The sequence below is a fragment of the Nonomuraea terrae genome (assembly GCF_004348995.1).
Taxonomy (GTDB): domain Bacteria; phylum Actinomycetota; class Actinomycetes; order Streptosporangiales; family Streptosporangiaceae; genus Nonomuraea; species Nonomuraea terrae.
On record NZ_SMKQ01000197.1, the window covers coordinates 1 to 17092 of the forward strand.

General features: G+C 71.5%; 11 protein-coding genes. 7 read left to right on the plus strand and 4 right to left on the minus strand.

Annotated features, from left to right (window positions below; genetic code table 11):
- Positions 1-314, plus strand: a 314-nt coding sequence (locus E1286_RS37915; RefSeq protein ID WP_165970095.1) for a zinc-binding dehydrogenase, incomplete at its 5' end; no start/stop codon positions are given.
- Positions 315-318: 4 nt separating this feature from the next.
- Here the strand turns inward: E1286_RS37915 and E1286_RS37920 are convergent.
- Positions 319-792 (minus strand): helix-turn-helix domain-containing protein, encoded by a 474-nt coding sequence (locus E1286_RS37920; RefSeq protein ID WP_165970096.1) that lies wholly within the window; start codon positions 790-792, stop codon positions 319-321.
- A gap of 61 nt (positions 793-853) precedes the next feature.
- Here E1286_RS37920 and E1286_RS37925 point away from each other — a divergent pair, with 61 nt between their 5' ends.
- Together E1286_RS37925 and E1286_RS37930 are read left to right on the plus strand one after the other, a co-directional pair.
- Positions 854-2074: an MFS transporter gene (locus E1286_RS37925; RefSeq protein WP_132620578.1), complete on the plus strand. Its 1221-nt coding sequence runs from the start codon at positions 854-856 to the stop codon at positions 2072-2074.
- A gap of 87 nt (positions 2075-2161) precedes the next feature.
- A complete protein-coding gene (locus E1286_RS37930) occupies positions 2162-4072 on the plus strand; it encodes an N-acetylmuramoyl-L-alanine amidase (RefSeq protein WP_132620580.1) in 1911 nt (636 codons plus the stop codon).
- Here E1286_RS37930 and E1286_RS37935 read toward each other — a convergent pair.
- Positions 4035-4931 (minus strand): MurR/RpiR family transcriptional regulator, encoded by an 897-nt coding sequence (locus tag E1286_RS37935; RefSeq protein WP_132620582.1) that lies wholly within the window; start codon positions 4929-4931, stop codon positions 4035-4037. The genes E1286_RS37930 and E1286_RS37935 overlap by 38 nt on opposite strands.
- Before the next feature lie 48 nt (positions 4932-4979).
- Positions 4980-7559 (minus strand): alpha-glucan family phosphorylase, encoded by a 2580-nt coding sequence (gene glgP, locus E1286_RS37940; protein ID WP_132620584.1) that lies wholly within the window; start codon positions 7557-7559, stop codon positions 4980-4982.
- Positions 7560-7802: 243 nt separating this feature from the next.
- On the opposite strand from glgP, the gene E1286_RS37945 reads away from it, so the two are divergent.
- The 3 genes from E1286_RS37945 (at position 7803) to E1286_RS37955 (ending at position 12970) form a co-directional block, all read left to right on the plus strand.
- Entirely contained in the window at positions 7803-9863 is a 2061-nt protein-coding gene (locus tag E1286_RS37945; RefSeq protein WP_132620586.1) for an alpha-1,4-glucan--maltose-1-phosphate maltosyltransferase, read from the plus strand.
- 71 nt (positions 9864-9934) lie between these two features.
- A complete protein-coding gene (treS, locus tag E1286_RS37950) occupies positions 9935-11635 on the plus strand; it encodes a maltose alpha-D-glucosyltransferase (protein WP_132620588.1) in 1701 nt (566 codons plus the stop codon).
- A gap of 3 nt (positions 11636-11638) precedes the next feature.
- Positions 11639-12970: a maltokinase N-terminal cap-like domain-containing protein gene (locus E1286_RS37955; protein WP_132620590.1), complete on the plus strand. Its 1332-nt coding sequence runs from the start codon at positions 11639-11641 to the stop codon at positions 12968-12970.
- Here E1286_RS37955 and E1286_RS37960 read toward each other — a convergent pair.
- Positions 12967-13818 carry an NAD(P)-dependent oxidoreductase gene (locus E1286_RS37960; protein WP_132620592.1) on the minus strand — a complete coding sequence of 284 codons (852 nt, stop codon included), beginning with the start codon at positions 13816-13818 and terminating at the stop codon, positions 12967-12969. The two genes, E1286_RS37955 and E1286_RS37960, sit on opposite strands and share 4 nt — an antisense overlap.
- Positions 13819-13904: 86 nt before the next feature.
- On the opposite strand from E1286_RS37960, the gene E1286_RS37965 reads away from it, so the two are divergent.
- Positions 13905-17092: AfsR/SARP family transcriptional regulator (locus tag E1286_RS37965; RefSeq protein ID WP_132620594.1), on the plus strand; the 3188-nt coding region annotated here is incomplete at its 3' end.

A 17092-nucleotide genomic window follows, 5' to 3' on the forward strand; every position in this document is an offset into this window, starting at 1 on the left:
GGGACAGGGCGCGCGCGACGTTCGGCCTGCTAGGCGACGGCGGCCGGTTCCTCACCATCGGCAACGCCTCCCACCAGCCGGTCGACCCGGACCCTCGGCTGCTGGACGAGCGGGCCCTGACCGTGACCGATGCCCTGCTGCTCATCCTCGAACGCGGCCATGAACGCCCCGAGTACGAGGCCAGGGCTCTGGCGGCGGCGGCCGACGGCAGGCTCGTCCCCGCCGTCCAGACGTTCCCGCTGGCCGAGGCCGCCACCGCGCACGCCGCCCTGGAATCCCGGCGCACCACGGGCAAGGTCGTGCTCGTCCCGTGAGCGGTCATGGGCCGCCCCGCCGATCGGCCGGGTGGCCCATGACCAGGACGAGCGCGTCCAGCAGGCGTTGCCAGTCGGCCTCGGGCAGCTCCCGCCCGAGCGGCGCGGCGGCGCCGGCCAGCGCGTCGAACAGCCTGGTCCGCACGGCCCGGTCGTCCTCACCCAGCAGCCCGGCCAGCGCTCCGACCGCGTGCCGGAAACGGCGGCCGCGCGCGAACTCCAGCAGGGACGGCGGCACGACCGGGGCGGCCGGGCCCTCGTCCGCGCCGGGCTCCGCCATGGTGATCACCAGACGGGTGCCGAGCGCCTCGGCCAGCCGGTCTAGGGCGGCGACGGTCGGGTTTCCGCGGCCGTTCTCCAGGTTGGCCACGTAGGGCACCGACAGGGCGGCGTCGGTGGCCACCGACGCGACGGTCCGGCCGAGTGCCGCCCGGCGGCGGCGCAACCGCCGCCCCAGCTCCGTATGATCGACGCTCATATTTTGACAGGATACTCGCTCCTCTGTTTCTCTTCTGACAGGAGAAGACTCTGGAGGAACGATGGTGCCGCCGGCTCTGCGCGTACGGGACTTCCGGCTTCTCTGGACGGCGCGAGGGATCGCGGGGCTCGGCACGAGCATGCTGGTCGTCGCCATCCCCGCCCATGTCCACGCCGTCACCGGCTCGGTGCTGGCCACGGGCGTCACCCTCGCCTTCGAGTACCTGCCGTCGCTGCTGCTGGGGCCGTTCGCCGGGGTCATGGCCGACCGGTGGGACCGCCGCCGGCTGATGATCGCCACCGATCTCGGTCACGCGCTGGCCATCTCGGTGGCGCTGCTCGCCGTGACGCCCGAGACGATCTGGCTCGTGTACCTGGCGGTGCTCGGGCAAGGCTCGGCCGCCGTCGTCTTCCGGCCCGCCGCGCAGGCCCACATCCCGGCCGTGGTGGGCACCGGACCGGTGCTGACCAGCGCGAACTCGCTCAGCGCCGTCACCACCGGCGTGGTCGGGCTCGTCGGGCCGCCGGTCGGTGGGCTGGTGTTCGCGTTTGCGGGGATCGGCGCGGTCGTCGCCGCCAGCGCCGCCGCCGGGCTCCTGTCCGCGGCCACCATCGCCCGAACCTCCGCCCGCCGTACGCCCCCGGATCCGACGGCCGCCCCACGGCGGGTGCTCGACGAGATCCGTCATGGGCTCCGGTACGTCCGGCGCGCCGCCGCCACCCGGGGCCTGCTGGTCGCCAACAGCGTCTACCTGCTGGCCAACGCCGCGCTCACCGCCCTGCTCGTCCCGTTCGGCGTGACCCAGCTGGGCGGCAGCGTCCAGGTCGGCTATCTGCTCTCCGCGCTCGGGCTGGGGTTCCTCGCCGGCGCGCCCGTCAGCCGCCGGCTCGCCGACCGCGGCGCCGCCAGGACGACCGTCGCCGCCGGTCAGGTGCTCGTCGCCGGAGCGTTCGCGCTGCTGTTCAACAGCACCGCGCTCCCCGTCGCGCTGGCCGCCGCGTTCCTGCTCGGCCTGCCGGCGGTGACCGTGCTGGTCTCCGTGCACACCTGGGTGCAGCGGACGACCCCCGAGGGGCTGCTCGGCCGGGTCAGCGCGGCTTTCCTGACTCTGGAGGCCGTCGCGACGATGCTCGGCGCCCTCGCGGGCCCCGCCGTCAGCGAGGCGTCCGGCCTGCGGGTGGCGCTCAACGCCGCCTGCGTGGTCGCGCTGCTGTCCGCGCCGCTCACTCTCTGGCTCGTCCCCCGGCGCCTGACCGTGTCAGACGAACCCGTCAAGAAGTGAAGAATGTCTTCGCAAAGATCTCGCCTGCGAAGGAAAATATTGAGATCGTGAACCACGACGCCGCGCCCCCAGCCCAAGGAGTGGTTCATGCGCAGATTACTGGCGATCTCCCTCGTCGCCGCGTTGCCGTTGAGCACCATGACGGCGGCCCATGCTCAGGAACCCGGCGACCGCCAGCAGGCCTTCGCCGCCGCCGCGGAAGAGTTCCAGGTGCCCGAGAGCGTGCTGCTCGGCGTCTCGTACCTCGAGTCACGCTGGGACGGCCACGCCGGTCAGCCGTCCGGCGACGCCGGGTTCGGGCCGATGCACCTGACCGACGCCGCCGCGTTCACCGGCTCCAACCACCACCACGAAGGCTCGGAGGACGCCCGCGGCGACGAGAGCCGCCCCCTGCCCGTCACCTCGCCGCCGGCCCCCGCCGACATCCCCGCCTCGCTGCGCACGATGGAGAAGGCCGCCGAGCTCACCGGTGAGACCCGCGAACGCCTGCGCACGGACCCCGCCGCCAACATCCGCGGCGGGGCGGCGCTGCTGGCCGACCACCAGAAGTCGCTCGGCGCCCCGCTGAGCGACGACCCCGCCGAGTGGTACGGCGCCGTCGCCAAGTACTCCGGCGCCGAGGAGGCCGGCGCGGCGAAGTTCTTCGCCGACGAGGTCTACGCGACGATCCGCCAGGGCGTCCAGCGCACGACCGACGACGGGCATCGGGTGAGCCTGCCGGCCGTACCGGATCTGGGCAAGATCGAGCGGTGGCTGGAGAAGCTCAAGCTGCGGCCCACGCGCACCGACGGCGTGGAGTGCCCGGCCTCGGTCTCCTGCGAGTGGATCCCGGCCGCCTACGAGCAGCTCCCGAATGACGACTACGGCCACTACGACCTGGCGAACCGCCCGGTCAGCCAGAAGATCGACTACATCATCATTCATGACATGGAGGGATATTTCCTCCCGTCCATCCGCCTCAACCAGGACCCCAACTACGGCGCCAGCTGGCAGTACTCCATCCGCTCCTCCGACGGCCACATCGCCCAGCACATCAAGGCCAAGGACATCGGCTGGCAGGCCGGCAACTGGTACGTCAACGCCAAGTCCATCGGCCTGGAGCACGAGGGCTTCCTGGCGGAGGGCGGCACCTGGTACACCGAGGCGATGTACCGCTCGTCGGCCCGCCTGGTGCGCTACCTCGCGCAGCGGTTCGACGTGCCGCTCGACCGCGCCCACATCCTCGGCCACGACAACGTCCCCGGCACGCTCCCCTCGACCGTCCAGGACATGCACGAGGACCCGGGGCCGTTCTGGGACTGGACCCACTACTTCCAGCTCCTGGGCGCGCCGCTGCACCAGGTCGGCGGCCCCGGGTCCGGCGCGATCATGATCAAGCCGGACTTCGCCACGAACAAGCCCTACTTCTACGGCTGCGACCGCGCGAACCCGTCGGCCGACTGCCCGCCGCTCAGCGCCCACACCGTCTGGCTGCGCACCGAGCCGCGGGAGGACGCCCCGCTGGTCAAGGACATCGGCAAGCACCCCACCGGCGAGTCCCTCTACAGCGTGTACGACCACAGCGCGCGCGCCAGCACCGGCCAGCGCTTCGCCGTGGCCGACCGGCAGGGTGACTGGACGGCCATCTGGTACCTCGGTCAGAAGGCGTGGTTCCACAACCCGGCCGACGCGCCGACCGCCGTGCCGTCGAAGGGCCTCGTGGTCACCCCGAAGCCGGGCAAGGCGACCGTCCCGGTCTACGGCCGGGCGTATCCGGAGCAGGAGGCGTACCCGGAAGGCGTGCCGTACCAGGCGGTGACACCGCTGCAGTACACGTTCTCGGCGGGCGAGAAGTACACCCTCGGCGGCCCGGCCGCCACGGAGTACTACCGCGCGGTCACCTACGACCTGGCCGACCACCAGGTGGTCCGCGGCAAGACGAAGTACCTGCAGATCCAGTTCGGCCACCGGGTGATGTACGTCAAGGCTGACGACGTGCTGGTGATGCCCTCCGGTTGAACTCCTCGACGGCGTGCCTGGTGCTCGCGAGAGCCTCCTGGGAGGAGTCGAACGTGCGCTGGGCGACGCCGACGAACACGCAGTCGACGACGAGGAGCTGGCTGATACGGCTGGCCAGGGCGCCGGGACGGAACTCCGTCTCGCGGCCGGCGGAGATCAGCACGTGTTCGGCCAGCTCCGCGATGGACGAGCGCGGGTTGTTGGTGATCGCGACCGTGGTGGCCCCGGTCTCCCTCGCCCGCGTCAGCGGCTCGATCACGTCGGGCGTCTCCCCCGACGTGCTGATGCCGATCGCCACGTCTCCGGGGCGCAGCAGCACCGCGCTGGTGAGCGCCAGGTGGGCGTCCTGGAAGGCGTGGCTGGACAGGCCGATGCGCAGCAGCTTCTGGGCGACGTCCTCGGCGACCAGGCCGGAGGCGCCGACCCCGTAGGCGTCGACCCGCCGGGCCCCGACGATGGCCTCGACCACCAGGCCGAGGCGTTCGGAGGTGAGCTGGGCGACGGTGTCGTTGATCGCCTCGGACTCGGCCCGCGCGACCTTGTGGATGACCTCCGACAGGGGGTCGTCGGGGGCGAGGTCGCCGGGCACCAGCCGGTCGGGCTGGGCGGCGGCGGCGGCTAAGGCCAGCCGCAGCTGCGGATATCCGGCGAACCCGAGCAGCCGCGCGGTGCGCACGATGGTGGCCTCGCTGGTGCCGGAGGCCGCGGAGAGCTCCGTGATGGTGCTCCTCGCCACCGTCGCCGGATCTTCGAGGATGAGCCGGGCGACGGTCTGGGCGGCAGGCGTCAGCGAAGGCAGCACACCGCGGACCGTGGCCACCAGAGTGTCGGCCCGCAGGCCGTTCCCGCTGTCGTCCACGGTCCTGATTATGCCGCCTGGACCAGTATTGACGAGCAGATCGGCGATCTACCGCAACGTACCGTTCGTCATGCCCGCCGGCTCCTCCGGGACCGCGATGAGTCCCAGCTCCGCCGTGGTCGCGGCCAGCGGGTGGTACGGCACCACCCGCACCGTGTAGCCGAACGCCCCCGTGCGGTCGAGCGGCACCGTGCCCGTGTAGTGGGCCCGCCCGTCGTCGTCCACCGACCCGGGGGTCAGCGGCGCGTACGCCGGGTGCACCAGTTCGTCGTGCGGCCCGACCTTGCCGTACGCGGCCTCGACCCGGACGTCGCCGGGCTCCAGGTCGCCGAGCGCGATCGTGGCGTGCAGCTCGATCGAGGCCCCGACCTCGGGATCGCTCACCCCTGTTGCCTCGACGTGCTCGACCCGCACCCCCGGCCAGGCCCTGGTCACCCGCACCCGCCAGGCGGCGAACGCCTTGGCCGGCGCGTACGCGTCGGCGCACAGCGCGCGGGCGGAGGCGGCGGCCGGGTTGTACAGCGTGAGGACGTAGTCGCGCAGCATCCGCCCGGCCAGCACCTTCGGGCCGAGCGAGGTCAGGGTGTGCTTGACCATCTCCATCCAGCGCCGCGGCAGGCCGTCCACGCCGCGGTCGTAGAAGCGCGCGGACACCTCGTGCTCGATCAGGTCGTAGAGGGCGGCCGCCTCCAGCGCGTCGCGCCGGTCGTGGTCGCTCACCCCGTCGGCGGTGGGGATGGACCAGCCGTTGGTGCCGTCGTACCACTCGTCCCACCAGCCGTCGCGGATCGACAGGTTGAGGCCGCCGTTGAGCGCGGACTTCATCCCCGACGTGCCGGACGCCTCCAGCGGGCGCAGCGGGTTGTTCAGCCAGACGTCGCAGCCCTGGACCATGATCTGGCCGAGCGCCATGTCGTAGTCGGGCAGGAAGACGATGCGGTGGCGGACCTTCTCCTGGTCGGCGAACTTGACGATCTGCTGGATCAGCTTCTTGCCGCCCTCGTCGGCCGGGTGGGCCTTGCCGGCGATCACGATCTGCACCGGCTTGTCGGGGTCGAGCAGCAGCTGGGTCAGCCGGCGCGGGTCGCGGAGCATGAGCGTGAGCCGCTTGTACGACGGCACCCGCCGGGCGAACCCGATCGTCAGCACCTCGGGGTCGAGCGCGTCGTCGATCCAGCCGAGCTCGGCGTCGGAGGCCCCGCGCTCGCGCCACGACCGGCGCAGCCGGGCCCGTGCGCCCTCGACCAGCCGCTGGCGCAGCGTGCCGCGGATCTTCCAGATGTCGGCGTCGGAGATCTTCTGGATGGCGTCCCAGCCGCGGGCCCGCTCGATCAGCGAGGGCACCTCGCGCCCGGCCAGCTCCATCAGCTCGCGGCCGACCCACGTGGGGGCGTGCACGCCGTTGGTGATCGACCCGATCGGCACCTCGTCGACGTCGAAACCGGGCCAGAGCTCCTTGAACATCTGACGGCTGACCTCGCCGTGCAGCCGGGAGACGCCGTTGACGCGCTGGGCGAGCCGCATGCCCATGACGGCCATGTTGAACCGCCCGGGGTCGGACTCGGCGCCCAGGGCGAGGATGCGCTCGACGGGCACGGTCGGCCAGGCGTTCGCGCCGCCGAAGTGGCGTTCGATCATGTCGCGCGGGAAGCGGTCGATGCCGGCCGGGACGGGCGTGTGGGTGGTGAACACCGTGCCCGCCCGCACCGCCTCCAGGGCCTCGTCGAACGACAGCCGCGCCTCGGTCAGCTCGCGGATGCGCTCCAGGCCGAGGAAGCCGGCGTGGCCCTCGTTGGTGTGGAAGACCTCGGGCTCGGGATGCCCGGTGATCGAGCAGTACGCCCGGATCGCCCGCACGCCGCCGACGCCGAGCAGGAGCTCCTGCATGAGCCGGTGGTCGGTGCCGCCGCCGTACAGGCGGTCGGTGACGTCGCGGGCGGTGACGTCGTTGTCGGCCACGTCGGAGTCGAGCAGCAGCAGCGGCACCCGTCCGACCTGGGCCACCCACACCTGCGCGTGCAGGACGCGGTTCTCCGGCAGCGACAGGCGGATCTTGACGGGCGCGCCCTCGGCGTCCTTGAGCAGGCTGAGGGGCAGCCCGCCCGCGTCGAGGGACGGGTAGTGCTCCAGCTGCCAGCCCTCGGGCGACAGCGACTGCGTGAAGTAGCCGTGCCGGTAGAGCAGGCCGACCGCGAGGATGGGCACGCCCAGGTCGCTGGCCGCCTTGAGGTGGTCGCCGGCCAGGATGCCGAGGCCGCCCGAATACTGCGGAAGCGCGGCGGCGATGCCGTACTCGGGGGAGAAGTAGGCGATGCCGCGGGCGCCGTCGGGCAGGGTCTGGTACCAGCGCGGCGCGGTCATGTACTCGCGCAGGTCGTCTGCGGCGTCGGCGAGACGGCGCAGGAAGCGGCGGTCGGAGGCCAGCTCGTTCAGCCGCGCCGGGGTGACGGCGCCGAGCAGGGCCACGGGATCGTGGCCGACCTGCTCCCAGAGGTCGGCGTCGACCTCCGCGAAGAGGTCCATCGTCTCCGGGTGCCAGGACCAGCGGAGATTGTGGACGAGCTCGCCGAGCGCGGCCAGCTCCGCGGGCAGGACGGTGCGGACGGTAAATCGGCGGATAGCTCTCACGTTTCTGCACCCTACGGGCTAGGAGGGACCTCTGAGTCCTTCACCCACACACGTGCCGTTCAAACCCCTTCCGGGAACAAGCATGAACAGCGACTATTGGGGCAACTTTCCTCAATGTTGGGCTCTCCCGCAGACACACACGGGAGGTCTATCCGCTGTTGTCCACACTTAACGTGCAAGGATCGAGTCTGCCGGGAAAGCCTCCGGCGGTACCGGGAGTGCCGCCGCAAACCTTTGATTGCGATGATCGGACGAATTCCCATCACGGACATCTCCCCCGTCGTCGACTGCGGGCAATGGCCCGCCAAGGCGGTCGCCGGCGAGACCTTCGAGGTCTCGGCGACCGTGTTCCGCGAAGGCCACGACGCCGTGGCCGCGGGTGTGGTGCTCACGTCGCCCGACGGGCAGCGGGGGCGCCTCAAACGGATGCGCGAGCTCGCTCCCGGCACCGACCGCTGGGGCGTCGAGGTGTGCCTGCCGTCGGAGGGTGACTGGTTGTTCCGCGTGGAGGCGTGGAGCGACCCGATCACGACCTGGCTGCACGACGCCGAGATCAAGATCCCGCGTGGCATGGACGTCGACCTCATGTGCGAGGAGGGCGCCCGGCTGTTCGAGCGGGCGGCCAAGGCCGTACGCCCGGCCGAGTGCCCCAACGGGCAGCCGGCGAACGGCGGGCAGCGGGCGAACGGCGACGCCTGCGGGCACCGGGCGGCCCTGCTGTCGACCGCGGCCACGTTGCGTGACGACCGCATGGACCCGCGGGCCCGGCTGTCGGTCGCGCAACTCCCGGAGACCGCCGCGCTGCTGGAGGCCCATCCGTTCCGCGAGATGGTGACCCGGTCGAAGTCGAACAAGATCAGGGTGCACCGCCGCCGGGCGCTCTACGGCTCCTGGTACGAGTTCTTCCCGCGCTCGGAGGGCGCGGTGGTGAGCGAGACGGGCGTGTCGAAGTCGGGGACGTTCCAGACCGCCGCCAAACGGCTGCCCGCGATCGCCAAGATGGGCTTCGACGTCGTCTACCTGCCGCCCATCCACCCGATCGGGCGCACGTTCCGCAAGGGCCGCAACAACACGCTCAGCCCCGAGCCCGACGAGCCCGGCTCGCCGTGGGCGATCGGGTCGGAGGACGGCGGCCACGACGCGATCCACCCCGACCTCGGCACGATCCACGACTTCGACGACTTCGTGGGCCGGGCCAGGGAGCTGGGCATGGAGATCGCGCTCGACTTCGCGCTCCAGTGCTCGCCGGACCACCCGTGGGTCAAGGAGCACCCCGAGTGGTTCACGATCAGGGCCGACGGGTCGATCGCGTACGCGGAGAACCCGCCGAAGAAGTACCAGGACATCTACCCGATCAACTTCGACAAGGATCCCGAGGGCATCTACGCCGAGGTCAAGCGGGTGCTGCGGCACTGGATGGACCACGGGGTGCGGATCTTCCGGGTGGACAACCCGCACACCAAGCCGGTGGCGTTCTGGGAGCGACTGCTGGCCGACATCCACCGCACCGACCCTGACGTGATCTTCCTGGCGGAGGCCTTCACCCGGCCGGCGATGCTGCGCACGCTCGCCAAGACCGGGTTCCACCAGTCGTACACGTACTACACCTGGAAGAACTCCAAGGGGGACGTGGAGAGCTACCTCAGCGAGCTGGCCCGCGAGACGTCGTTCTACCTGCGGCCCAACCTGTTCGTGAACACGCCGGACATCCTGCACGAGTACCTGCAGCACGGCGGGGTGCCCGCGTTCAAGATCAGGTCCGTGCTGGCGGCGCTGGCCGCGCCGACGTGGGGGGTCTACTCCGGGTACGAGCTGGCGGAGAACATTCCGGTACGGCCGGGCAGCGAGGAATATCTCGATAGCGAGAAATATCAGTACAAACCTCGCGATTGGGAATCCGCCGAGCGTGAGGGACGGAGCCTGGCCCCGTTCATCACCCGCCTGAATTTGTTCCGAAGAGCGCATCCGGCACTCCAGGAATTGCGTAATCTACGGTTCCACAGGGTCGACCAACCGGACCTCGTTTGCCTCTCCAAACGGCTTCCGGGCGCCTATGATCCGGCCACACGACGGCACGGTCTGGGCGACGTCGTTCTGGCGGTCATCAACCTGGATCCGCACCACACCCACGAGGCGACCGTAGATCTTGACCTGCCCGCCCTCGGGCTCGACTGGAACGCCGAGTTCGTCGTCGACGACGAACTGTCGGGCGAGTCGTACCGCTGGCGGCAGAGCAACTACGTGCGCCTCGACCCCCACATCCAGCCTGCCCACATTTTCACCGTAAGAGCCGCGCCACGGTAGAACTGAATTCAGCGGGGAGTCTTCGACGTGTGTGAAAGCGCCTCCCTCATGCGACGCCTGCGAGGCGGCTCATGAGCATCACACCCATTCCCAACACCTTCGACGAGGAAAAGCCGCGCGATCCGTACTGGTACAAGCGCGCGGTCTTCTACGAGGTGCTCATCAGGGGCTTCGCCGACTCCAACGGCGACGGCACAGGGGACATCAAGGGTCTCATCAGCAAGCTCGACTACCTGCAGTGGCTCGGGGTCGACTGCCTGTGGCTGCTGCCGCTGTACGAGTCGCCGCTGCGGGACGGCGGTTACGACATCGCCGACTTCATGAAGATCCTTCCCGAGTTCGGAGATCTCGGCGACTTCGTGAAGCTCGTCGACGAGGCGCACAAACGCGGCATGCGGGTCATCGCCGACCTCGTCGTGAACCACACCAGCGACGCCCATCCCTGGTTCCAGGCCTCCCGGCACGACCCGGAGGGGCCGTTCGGCGACTTCTACGTCTGGTCCGACACCGACGAGAAGTACCAGGACGCCCGGATCATCTTCATCGACACCGAGACGTCCAACTGGACGTACGACCCGGTCCGCGGGCAGTACTACTGGCACCGTTTCTTCCACCACCAGCCCGATCTCAACTACGAGAACCCGGCGGTGCAGGAGGCGATGCTGGAGGTCCTGCGCTTCTGGCTCGACCTCGGCATCGACGGCTTCCGGCTGGACGCGGTCCCCTACCTCTTCGAGGAGGAGGGCACCAACTGCGAGAACCTGCCGCGGACCCACGAGTACCTCAAGCGCATCCGGGTGGAGATCGACCGGCTCTACCCCGACCGCGTGCTGCTCGCCGAGGCCAACCAGTGGCCGTCGGACGTGGTGGAGTACTTCGGCGATCCGGTGGGCGGCGGGGACGAATGCCACATGGCCTTCCATTTCCCACTGATGCCGCGCATCTTCATGGCCGTACGCAGAGAATCGCGCTACCCCATTTCCGAAATTTTGGCCCAAACGCCGAAAATTCCGGAAAATTGCCAATGGGGGATCTTCCTCCGGAACCATGACGAGCTGACCCTCGAAATGGTCACGGACGAGGAACGCGACTACATGTACGCCGAGTACGCGAAAGATCCTCGTATGCGGGCCAACGTCGGCATCCGCCGGCGGCTGGCGCCGCTGCTGGAGAACGACCGCAACCAGATCGAGCTGTTCACCGCGCTGCTGCTGTCGCTGCCCGGCTCCCCCGTGCTCTACTACGGCGACGAGATCGGCATGGGCGACAACATCTGGCTCGGCGACCGCGACGGCGTCCGTACCCCCATGCAGTGGGACCCCGACCGCAACGCCGGGTTCTCCGACTGCGACCCGGGCCGGCTCTACCTGCCGGTGATCATGGACCCGATCTACGGCTACCAGGGCATCAACGTCGAGGCCCAGCAGAAGAACGCGGGCTCCCTGCTGCACTGGACCCGCCGCATGATCGAGATTCGCAAGCGCCACCCGGTCTTCGGGCTGGGCGGCTACGCCGAGCTCAACTCCTCCAACCCCAGCGTGCTGGCGTTCGTCCGGGAGCTGGGCGACGACCGGATGTTGTGCGTGAACAACCTGTCGCGCTTCCCGCAGCCGGTCGAGCTCGACCTGCGCAGGTTCGTCGGCGTCTCCCCCGTGGAAACCATGGGAGGCGTACCATTCCCGGCAATTGGCGAGCTTCCGTATCTTTTGACGCTTCCCGGGCATGGGTTCTATTGGTTCACACTCCCGCCGGCCATCACCCAGGAGGAGTAGGACGTGCTCGACGAGCTCCTTGCCGCATGGATCAGCCGCCAACGTTGGTTCGGTGGCAAGGGGCGCCCGATCGACGAGCTGTCGGTCGAATCCGATGTCGAGCTCACGCCCGGCCTGCGGCACCTGGTGGTCGCCGTCTGGCAGGAGGGCTCCCGCGACCGCTACCAGCTGCTGCTGGGCGAACGGACCGAGCTTCCCGACCGCCTCGGGCACGCGCTCATCGGCAGCGTGGGCGACGCCTACCTGTACGACGCCGTGCACGACTCCGACCGTACGGGGTGGCTGCTCGACGGCATGGCGAACGAGGAGACCCGCAACGGGCTGCGCATGCGGCACATGCCCGGCGTCTCCATCGACACCTCCCCGCGCAGCCTCGTGCTGGGGGCCGAACAGTCGAACACCTCCCTCGTGTACGGGGACGCGTACATCTGCAAGCTCTTCCGGCGGCTCATCCCGGGAGTGAACCCCGAGCTGGAGGTCGTCACCGCGCTGGCCGCCCGGGACGCGCCGCACATCGCCCAGCCGTACGGGTGGATCGAGGTGGACCTCGACGGCACCGACACGACGCTGGCGTTCATGCAGGAGTTCCTGTCGAACGCCAACGACGGCTGGGACCTCGCGCTGGCCAGCGTCCGCGACCTGTACGCCTCGCTGCCCGAGTTGCCGGCGGCCGAGGCGGGCGGGGACTTCGCGGCCGAGTCGCTGCGGCTCGGCGGCGCCACCGCCCGCGTGCACCAGGAGCTGGCCGACGCCTTCCCCACGGGCGTGATCGAGGTCCATGAGGTCAAGCGCATGGCCGAGGGGTTCAGGCGGCGGCTGGGGCGGGCCGTGGCCGAGGTGCCGGAGCTGCGCGCGCACGCGACGGTGATCGAGCAGGCGTACCACCAGGTGGAGCTGCTCACCAGCGAGGTGCCCGTGCAGCGCGTTCACGGGGATTACCACCTCGGCCAGGTGATGCGCACGCCGACCGACTGGGTGGTGCTGGACTTCGAGGGCGAGCCCGGCCAGCCGCTGGGCGAGCGCCGGGCGCTGTCGTCGCCGCTGCGCGACGTGGCCGGGATGCTGCGTTCGTTCGACTACGCGGCCCGGCACCTGCTGGCCGGCCACGCGCAGGCGGAAGAGCTGGAGCCCCGGGCGCAGGAATGGGCCGACCGCAACCGGGCCGCCTTCCTGGAGGGGTACGCCGAGGGCGGCGGCGTGATCACGCGGGCGGACGCGGCGCTGCTGCGGGCGTTGGAGATGTCCAAGGCCGTCTACGAGGTCGTCTACGAGGCCCGCAACCGTCCCACCTGGATCACGATCCCGCTGGCCGCCTTCCGCCCGCGTACCGGTTAGAGCTCTTCCACCAGACCCGAGAGGCCCTCGTGGGCGAGACCGCGGGCGGCACGCCGGTCGATGACGCCCTTCAGGGGCAGCAGCAGATCGGGCTTGACACCCTGCTCGTGGAAGGCGCGCACCAGGTTCTCCACGCCGGCCCGGTTGATCTCCAAGTTGGAGACCTCGGTGGAGTGGTCGCCCGACTCGATCTTGGCCGCCCAGGCAGGCTGCTGTGCGGCCATCGCCTCCAGCCACGGGACGAGCAGGGACGCGGTGAACTCGCCCAGCGGGTATCCGGCCGACCGGACCAGGGCCGCGGCCTCCAGGAAACCGGCGATCTGGCCGTACATGCCGGTCAGCATCGCCAGGTCCAGCAGCGGGGCCAGGCCCGGGTCGTCGCCGGTGAACCGGGGCTCGGCCATCGCGGCGAGCGCGGGCTCGTATCGGTCGAAGGCCGTGCGCGAGCCGCTGTAGAGGATGAGCGCGCCCGGCTTGGCGATCATCTGAGGCACGGCCATGATGCCACCGTCGAGATAGCCGGCGCCGCGCCCGGTCACCCAGGAGGCGGTCTCGCGGGCCTCCGACGGGCGGCCGGTGGTGAGGTTGGCGACGACCCGGCCCTCCAGCGGTGTTCCCTCCAGCACCTGGTGGGTGGACGGGTAGTCGAGCAGGCAGGCGATCACCAGGCTGCCGGCCGCGACGGCCTGCGCCGGGGTGTCCGCGCGGGTCGCACCCTCGGCGACCAGGGGGTCGGCCTTGGCGGGCGTACGGTTCCACACGGTGACGCGGTGGCCGGCGGCGAGGAGGCTGCCCACGAGGGCGGATCCCATGAGCCCGAGGCCGAGCACGGCGATGTTCTCCGACATTTCAAGATTCCTTCGTCAAGCGGTTGGTACGTCCACCCTGGTCGTGCCGGGTTATGGTCGGGTTCTGAGTGGGTTATGGGGGGCGGATGCGGTTCGGAGTGCTGGGGCCGCTCACGGTGTGGTCACCCGGCGGGGAGCCGGTCCGGGTGCCCGAGGCCAAGGTCCGGGCGCTGCTCGCGATCCTGCTGATCCACGCGGGGCGGCCGGTCTCCGCGGACCGGCTGGTCGAGGACCTGTGGGGCGGCCGTCCGCCCCGTGACGCCCGCGCGGCGCTGCGGGTGAAGGTGTCGCAGCTGCGCGGGGTGCTGGGGCGGGAGCTGGTGACGTACCGGGCGCCCGGGTACGTGCTGCACGCCGATCCGGAGGACGTGGACGCGGGCCGGTTCGAGACGCTGCTCGCGCGGCGCGGCGCTGATCCGCCGGCGCGCGCGGCGCTGCTGCGTGAGGCACTGGGCCTGTGGCGCGGCGGCGCGTACGCCGACTTCGCCGACGAGCCGTTCGCGCTGGCGGCGGCGGCGCGGCTGGAGGAGCAGCGGCTGGTGGCGCTGGAGGAGCTGGCCGAGGCGCGGCTCTCGCTGGGCGAGCACGGACTGCTCGCCACCGAGCTGGGCGGCCTGGTGGCCGCGCACCCGCTGCGCGAGCGGCTGCGCGGGCTGCACGTACGCGCTCTCTACCGAGCCGGACAGCCGGCCGAGGCGCTGGACAGTTACCGCGACCTGCGCCGCCGGCTGTCCGACGAGCTCGGCCTCGACCCAGGCCCGACCCTGGTGGCCCTCCACCAGGCGATCCTCGAACGCGACCCGGCGCTGGACCCGCCCGCGACTCGGACGAACCCGCCGCCCCCGAGAACCGGCCCGCCCTCGGCGCGGGGCCGGGCGGAGCTGCCGGTGCCGCTGACCGCGCTGGTGGGGCGGGAGGAGGCGGTGGCCGAGGTCGGGGCGCTGCTGCGTACCGCGCGGCTGGTCACCCTCACGGGCCCGGGAGGGGTCGGGAAGACGCGGCTGGCCCTCGCCGTGGCCGGGCGGAGCGAGGGGCTCGACGTGTCGCTGGTGGAGCTGGCCGCGTTGCCCGCCGGGGCATCGGTGGTCGAGGTGGCCGAGGCGGTCGCGGACGTGCTGGGCCTGCGTGACGACGCCCCCGGTTGTCTGGTGGACCGGCTGCCGGGCGCGTTCGCGGGCGGGCCGGCGCTGCTCGTTCTGGACAACTGCGAGCATGTGGTGGAGCAGGCGGCCGAGCTGGCCGACCGGCTGCTGCGGGCCGTGCCCGGGCTGCGGGTGCTCGCCACCGGTCAGGAGCCGCTGCGGATCGCGGGCGAGCGGGTGTGGAGCGTGCCGCCGCTCGGCCGGGAGGCGGCGGTGGAGCTGTTCACGGCGCGGGCGGGCGTCCCGGTGGACGCCGACGTCGCGGAGATCTGCGCGCGGCTGGACGGCATCCCGCTGGCGCTGGAGCTGGCCGCCACCCGCATGCGGGCCCTGACGCCGCGCCAGCTCGCCGAACGCCTCGACGACCGCTTCCGGCTGCTCGGCTCCGGCCTGCGTGCCGCCCCGGCCCGGCAGCGGACCCTGCGGGCGATGATCGACTGGAGCTGGGAGCTGCTCACGGACGCCGAACGCGTCGTGCTGCGGCGGCTGGCCGTACACGCCGACGGGTGCACGCTGGAGGCCGTCGAGGCGGTCTGCGCCGAGCCCGGCATCGACGTGCTCGACCTGCTGGCCCGCCTGGTCGACCGCTCCCTGGTGGTCCGGGCGCCCGGCCCTCGTTACCGCCTGCTGGAGTCGGTGGGCGCGTACTGCCGGGAGCGGCTGGCGCAGGCCGGCGAGCTGGACGCCGTACGGCTCCGTCACGTCCGTTACTACACGGACCTGGCCGAGCGTACGGAGCCGGCCCTGCGCGGGCACGGGCAGCGGCAGGCGCTCGCCCTGCTCGACGCCGAACACGCGAACCTGCGCACGGCCCTGGAGACGGCGGTACGGGCGAGAGCGTCAGGGGAGGCGCTCCGGCTGGTGAACGCCCTGGCGTGGTCGTGGGTGCTCCGCGGCAGACTCGGCGAGGGCCGGCGAGCCCTGGAGTCAGCCTTGTCGATCGCCGCCCCATCGACCGGCACGCGGCCTCCGCAGCCGGCTCCTTCCACCGCGAACCGATCGACCGGCAGCCGGTCCCTGGGATCCCGTCCTTCGGCCGGTGGGCGGGCGCTGCAGCCTGGGCTTTCCGACCCGATGGCGAAGGCGGCGCAGGCACGGGTGTGGCTGGTCGGGCAGACGTTGCTCGCGGGGCGTCTGGTGCCCTTCGATGACGCGCTGTTCGAGGCCGTGCAGGATCCGCCGGCCAGGGCGCGGGCGCGGTGGTTCGTGGGCTCCGCGCTGTTCGGCTACGGCGATCTGTCGGCGAGCGTGGGGCTGGTGGAGACGGCGCTGGCGGAGTTCGGCCGGCTCGGTGACACCTGGGGGACGGCCGCCGCGCTGAACGTCCTCGGCCGCCACGCCGTCCTGCGCGGGGATCTGGACGCTCTGCGCGACCACACCGAGCGGGCGCTGGAGCTGTTCCGGGAGCTCGGCGACCGGTGGGGCGAGCTGCGGGCGGCCGAGAACCTCGGCACCCTGGCCGAGATCACCGGCGACTACGCGAGGGCCGCCGCGCTCCGCCGGGAGGGGCTGGCGATGGCCGAGGAGCTCGGCCTGTGGAGCTCGGTGTCCGACGCGCTGTCCCGCCTGGGCAGGATCGCCCTGCTGACCGGTGACCACGCGGCCGCCGACGGCTACCACGAGCGGGCCGCACGGCTGGCGGCGGCGCAGTCGAACCGGCCCGCCGAGCAGTTCGCCGAGCTGGGCCTCGCCCTGTCGGCCCGCAGACAGGGCCGGCTCGACGAGGCGGAACGACGGCTGCGCACGTGGCTGAGCTGGGTCGAGGACGTGTCCGGCGATCCGGGCGCGGCGCTGATCCTGGCCGAGCTGGGCTTCGTCGCCGAGCAGCGCGGCGACGCGGCGGCCGCGCTCGCATCGCAGCGCCGAGCGCTGGAGGCCGCCCGCAAGGTCGGCGACCCACGAGCGATCGCCCTCGCGCTGGAGGGCCTGGCGGGCGCCCTGGCCCTCGACGGCCACCCGGAGCGAGCGGCCCGCTACCTGGGCCGCGCCACCGCACTGCGTGACTCGGTCGGCGCGCCGCTACCGCCTGCCGAACGCGGCGACGTCGACCGCATCGAAACCGCCCTCCGTACGGCCCTCGGCCCGGACGCCCTCACGGCGGCCATGACCCACGGCGCCCCCCTCCTGTCTCT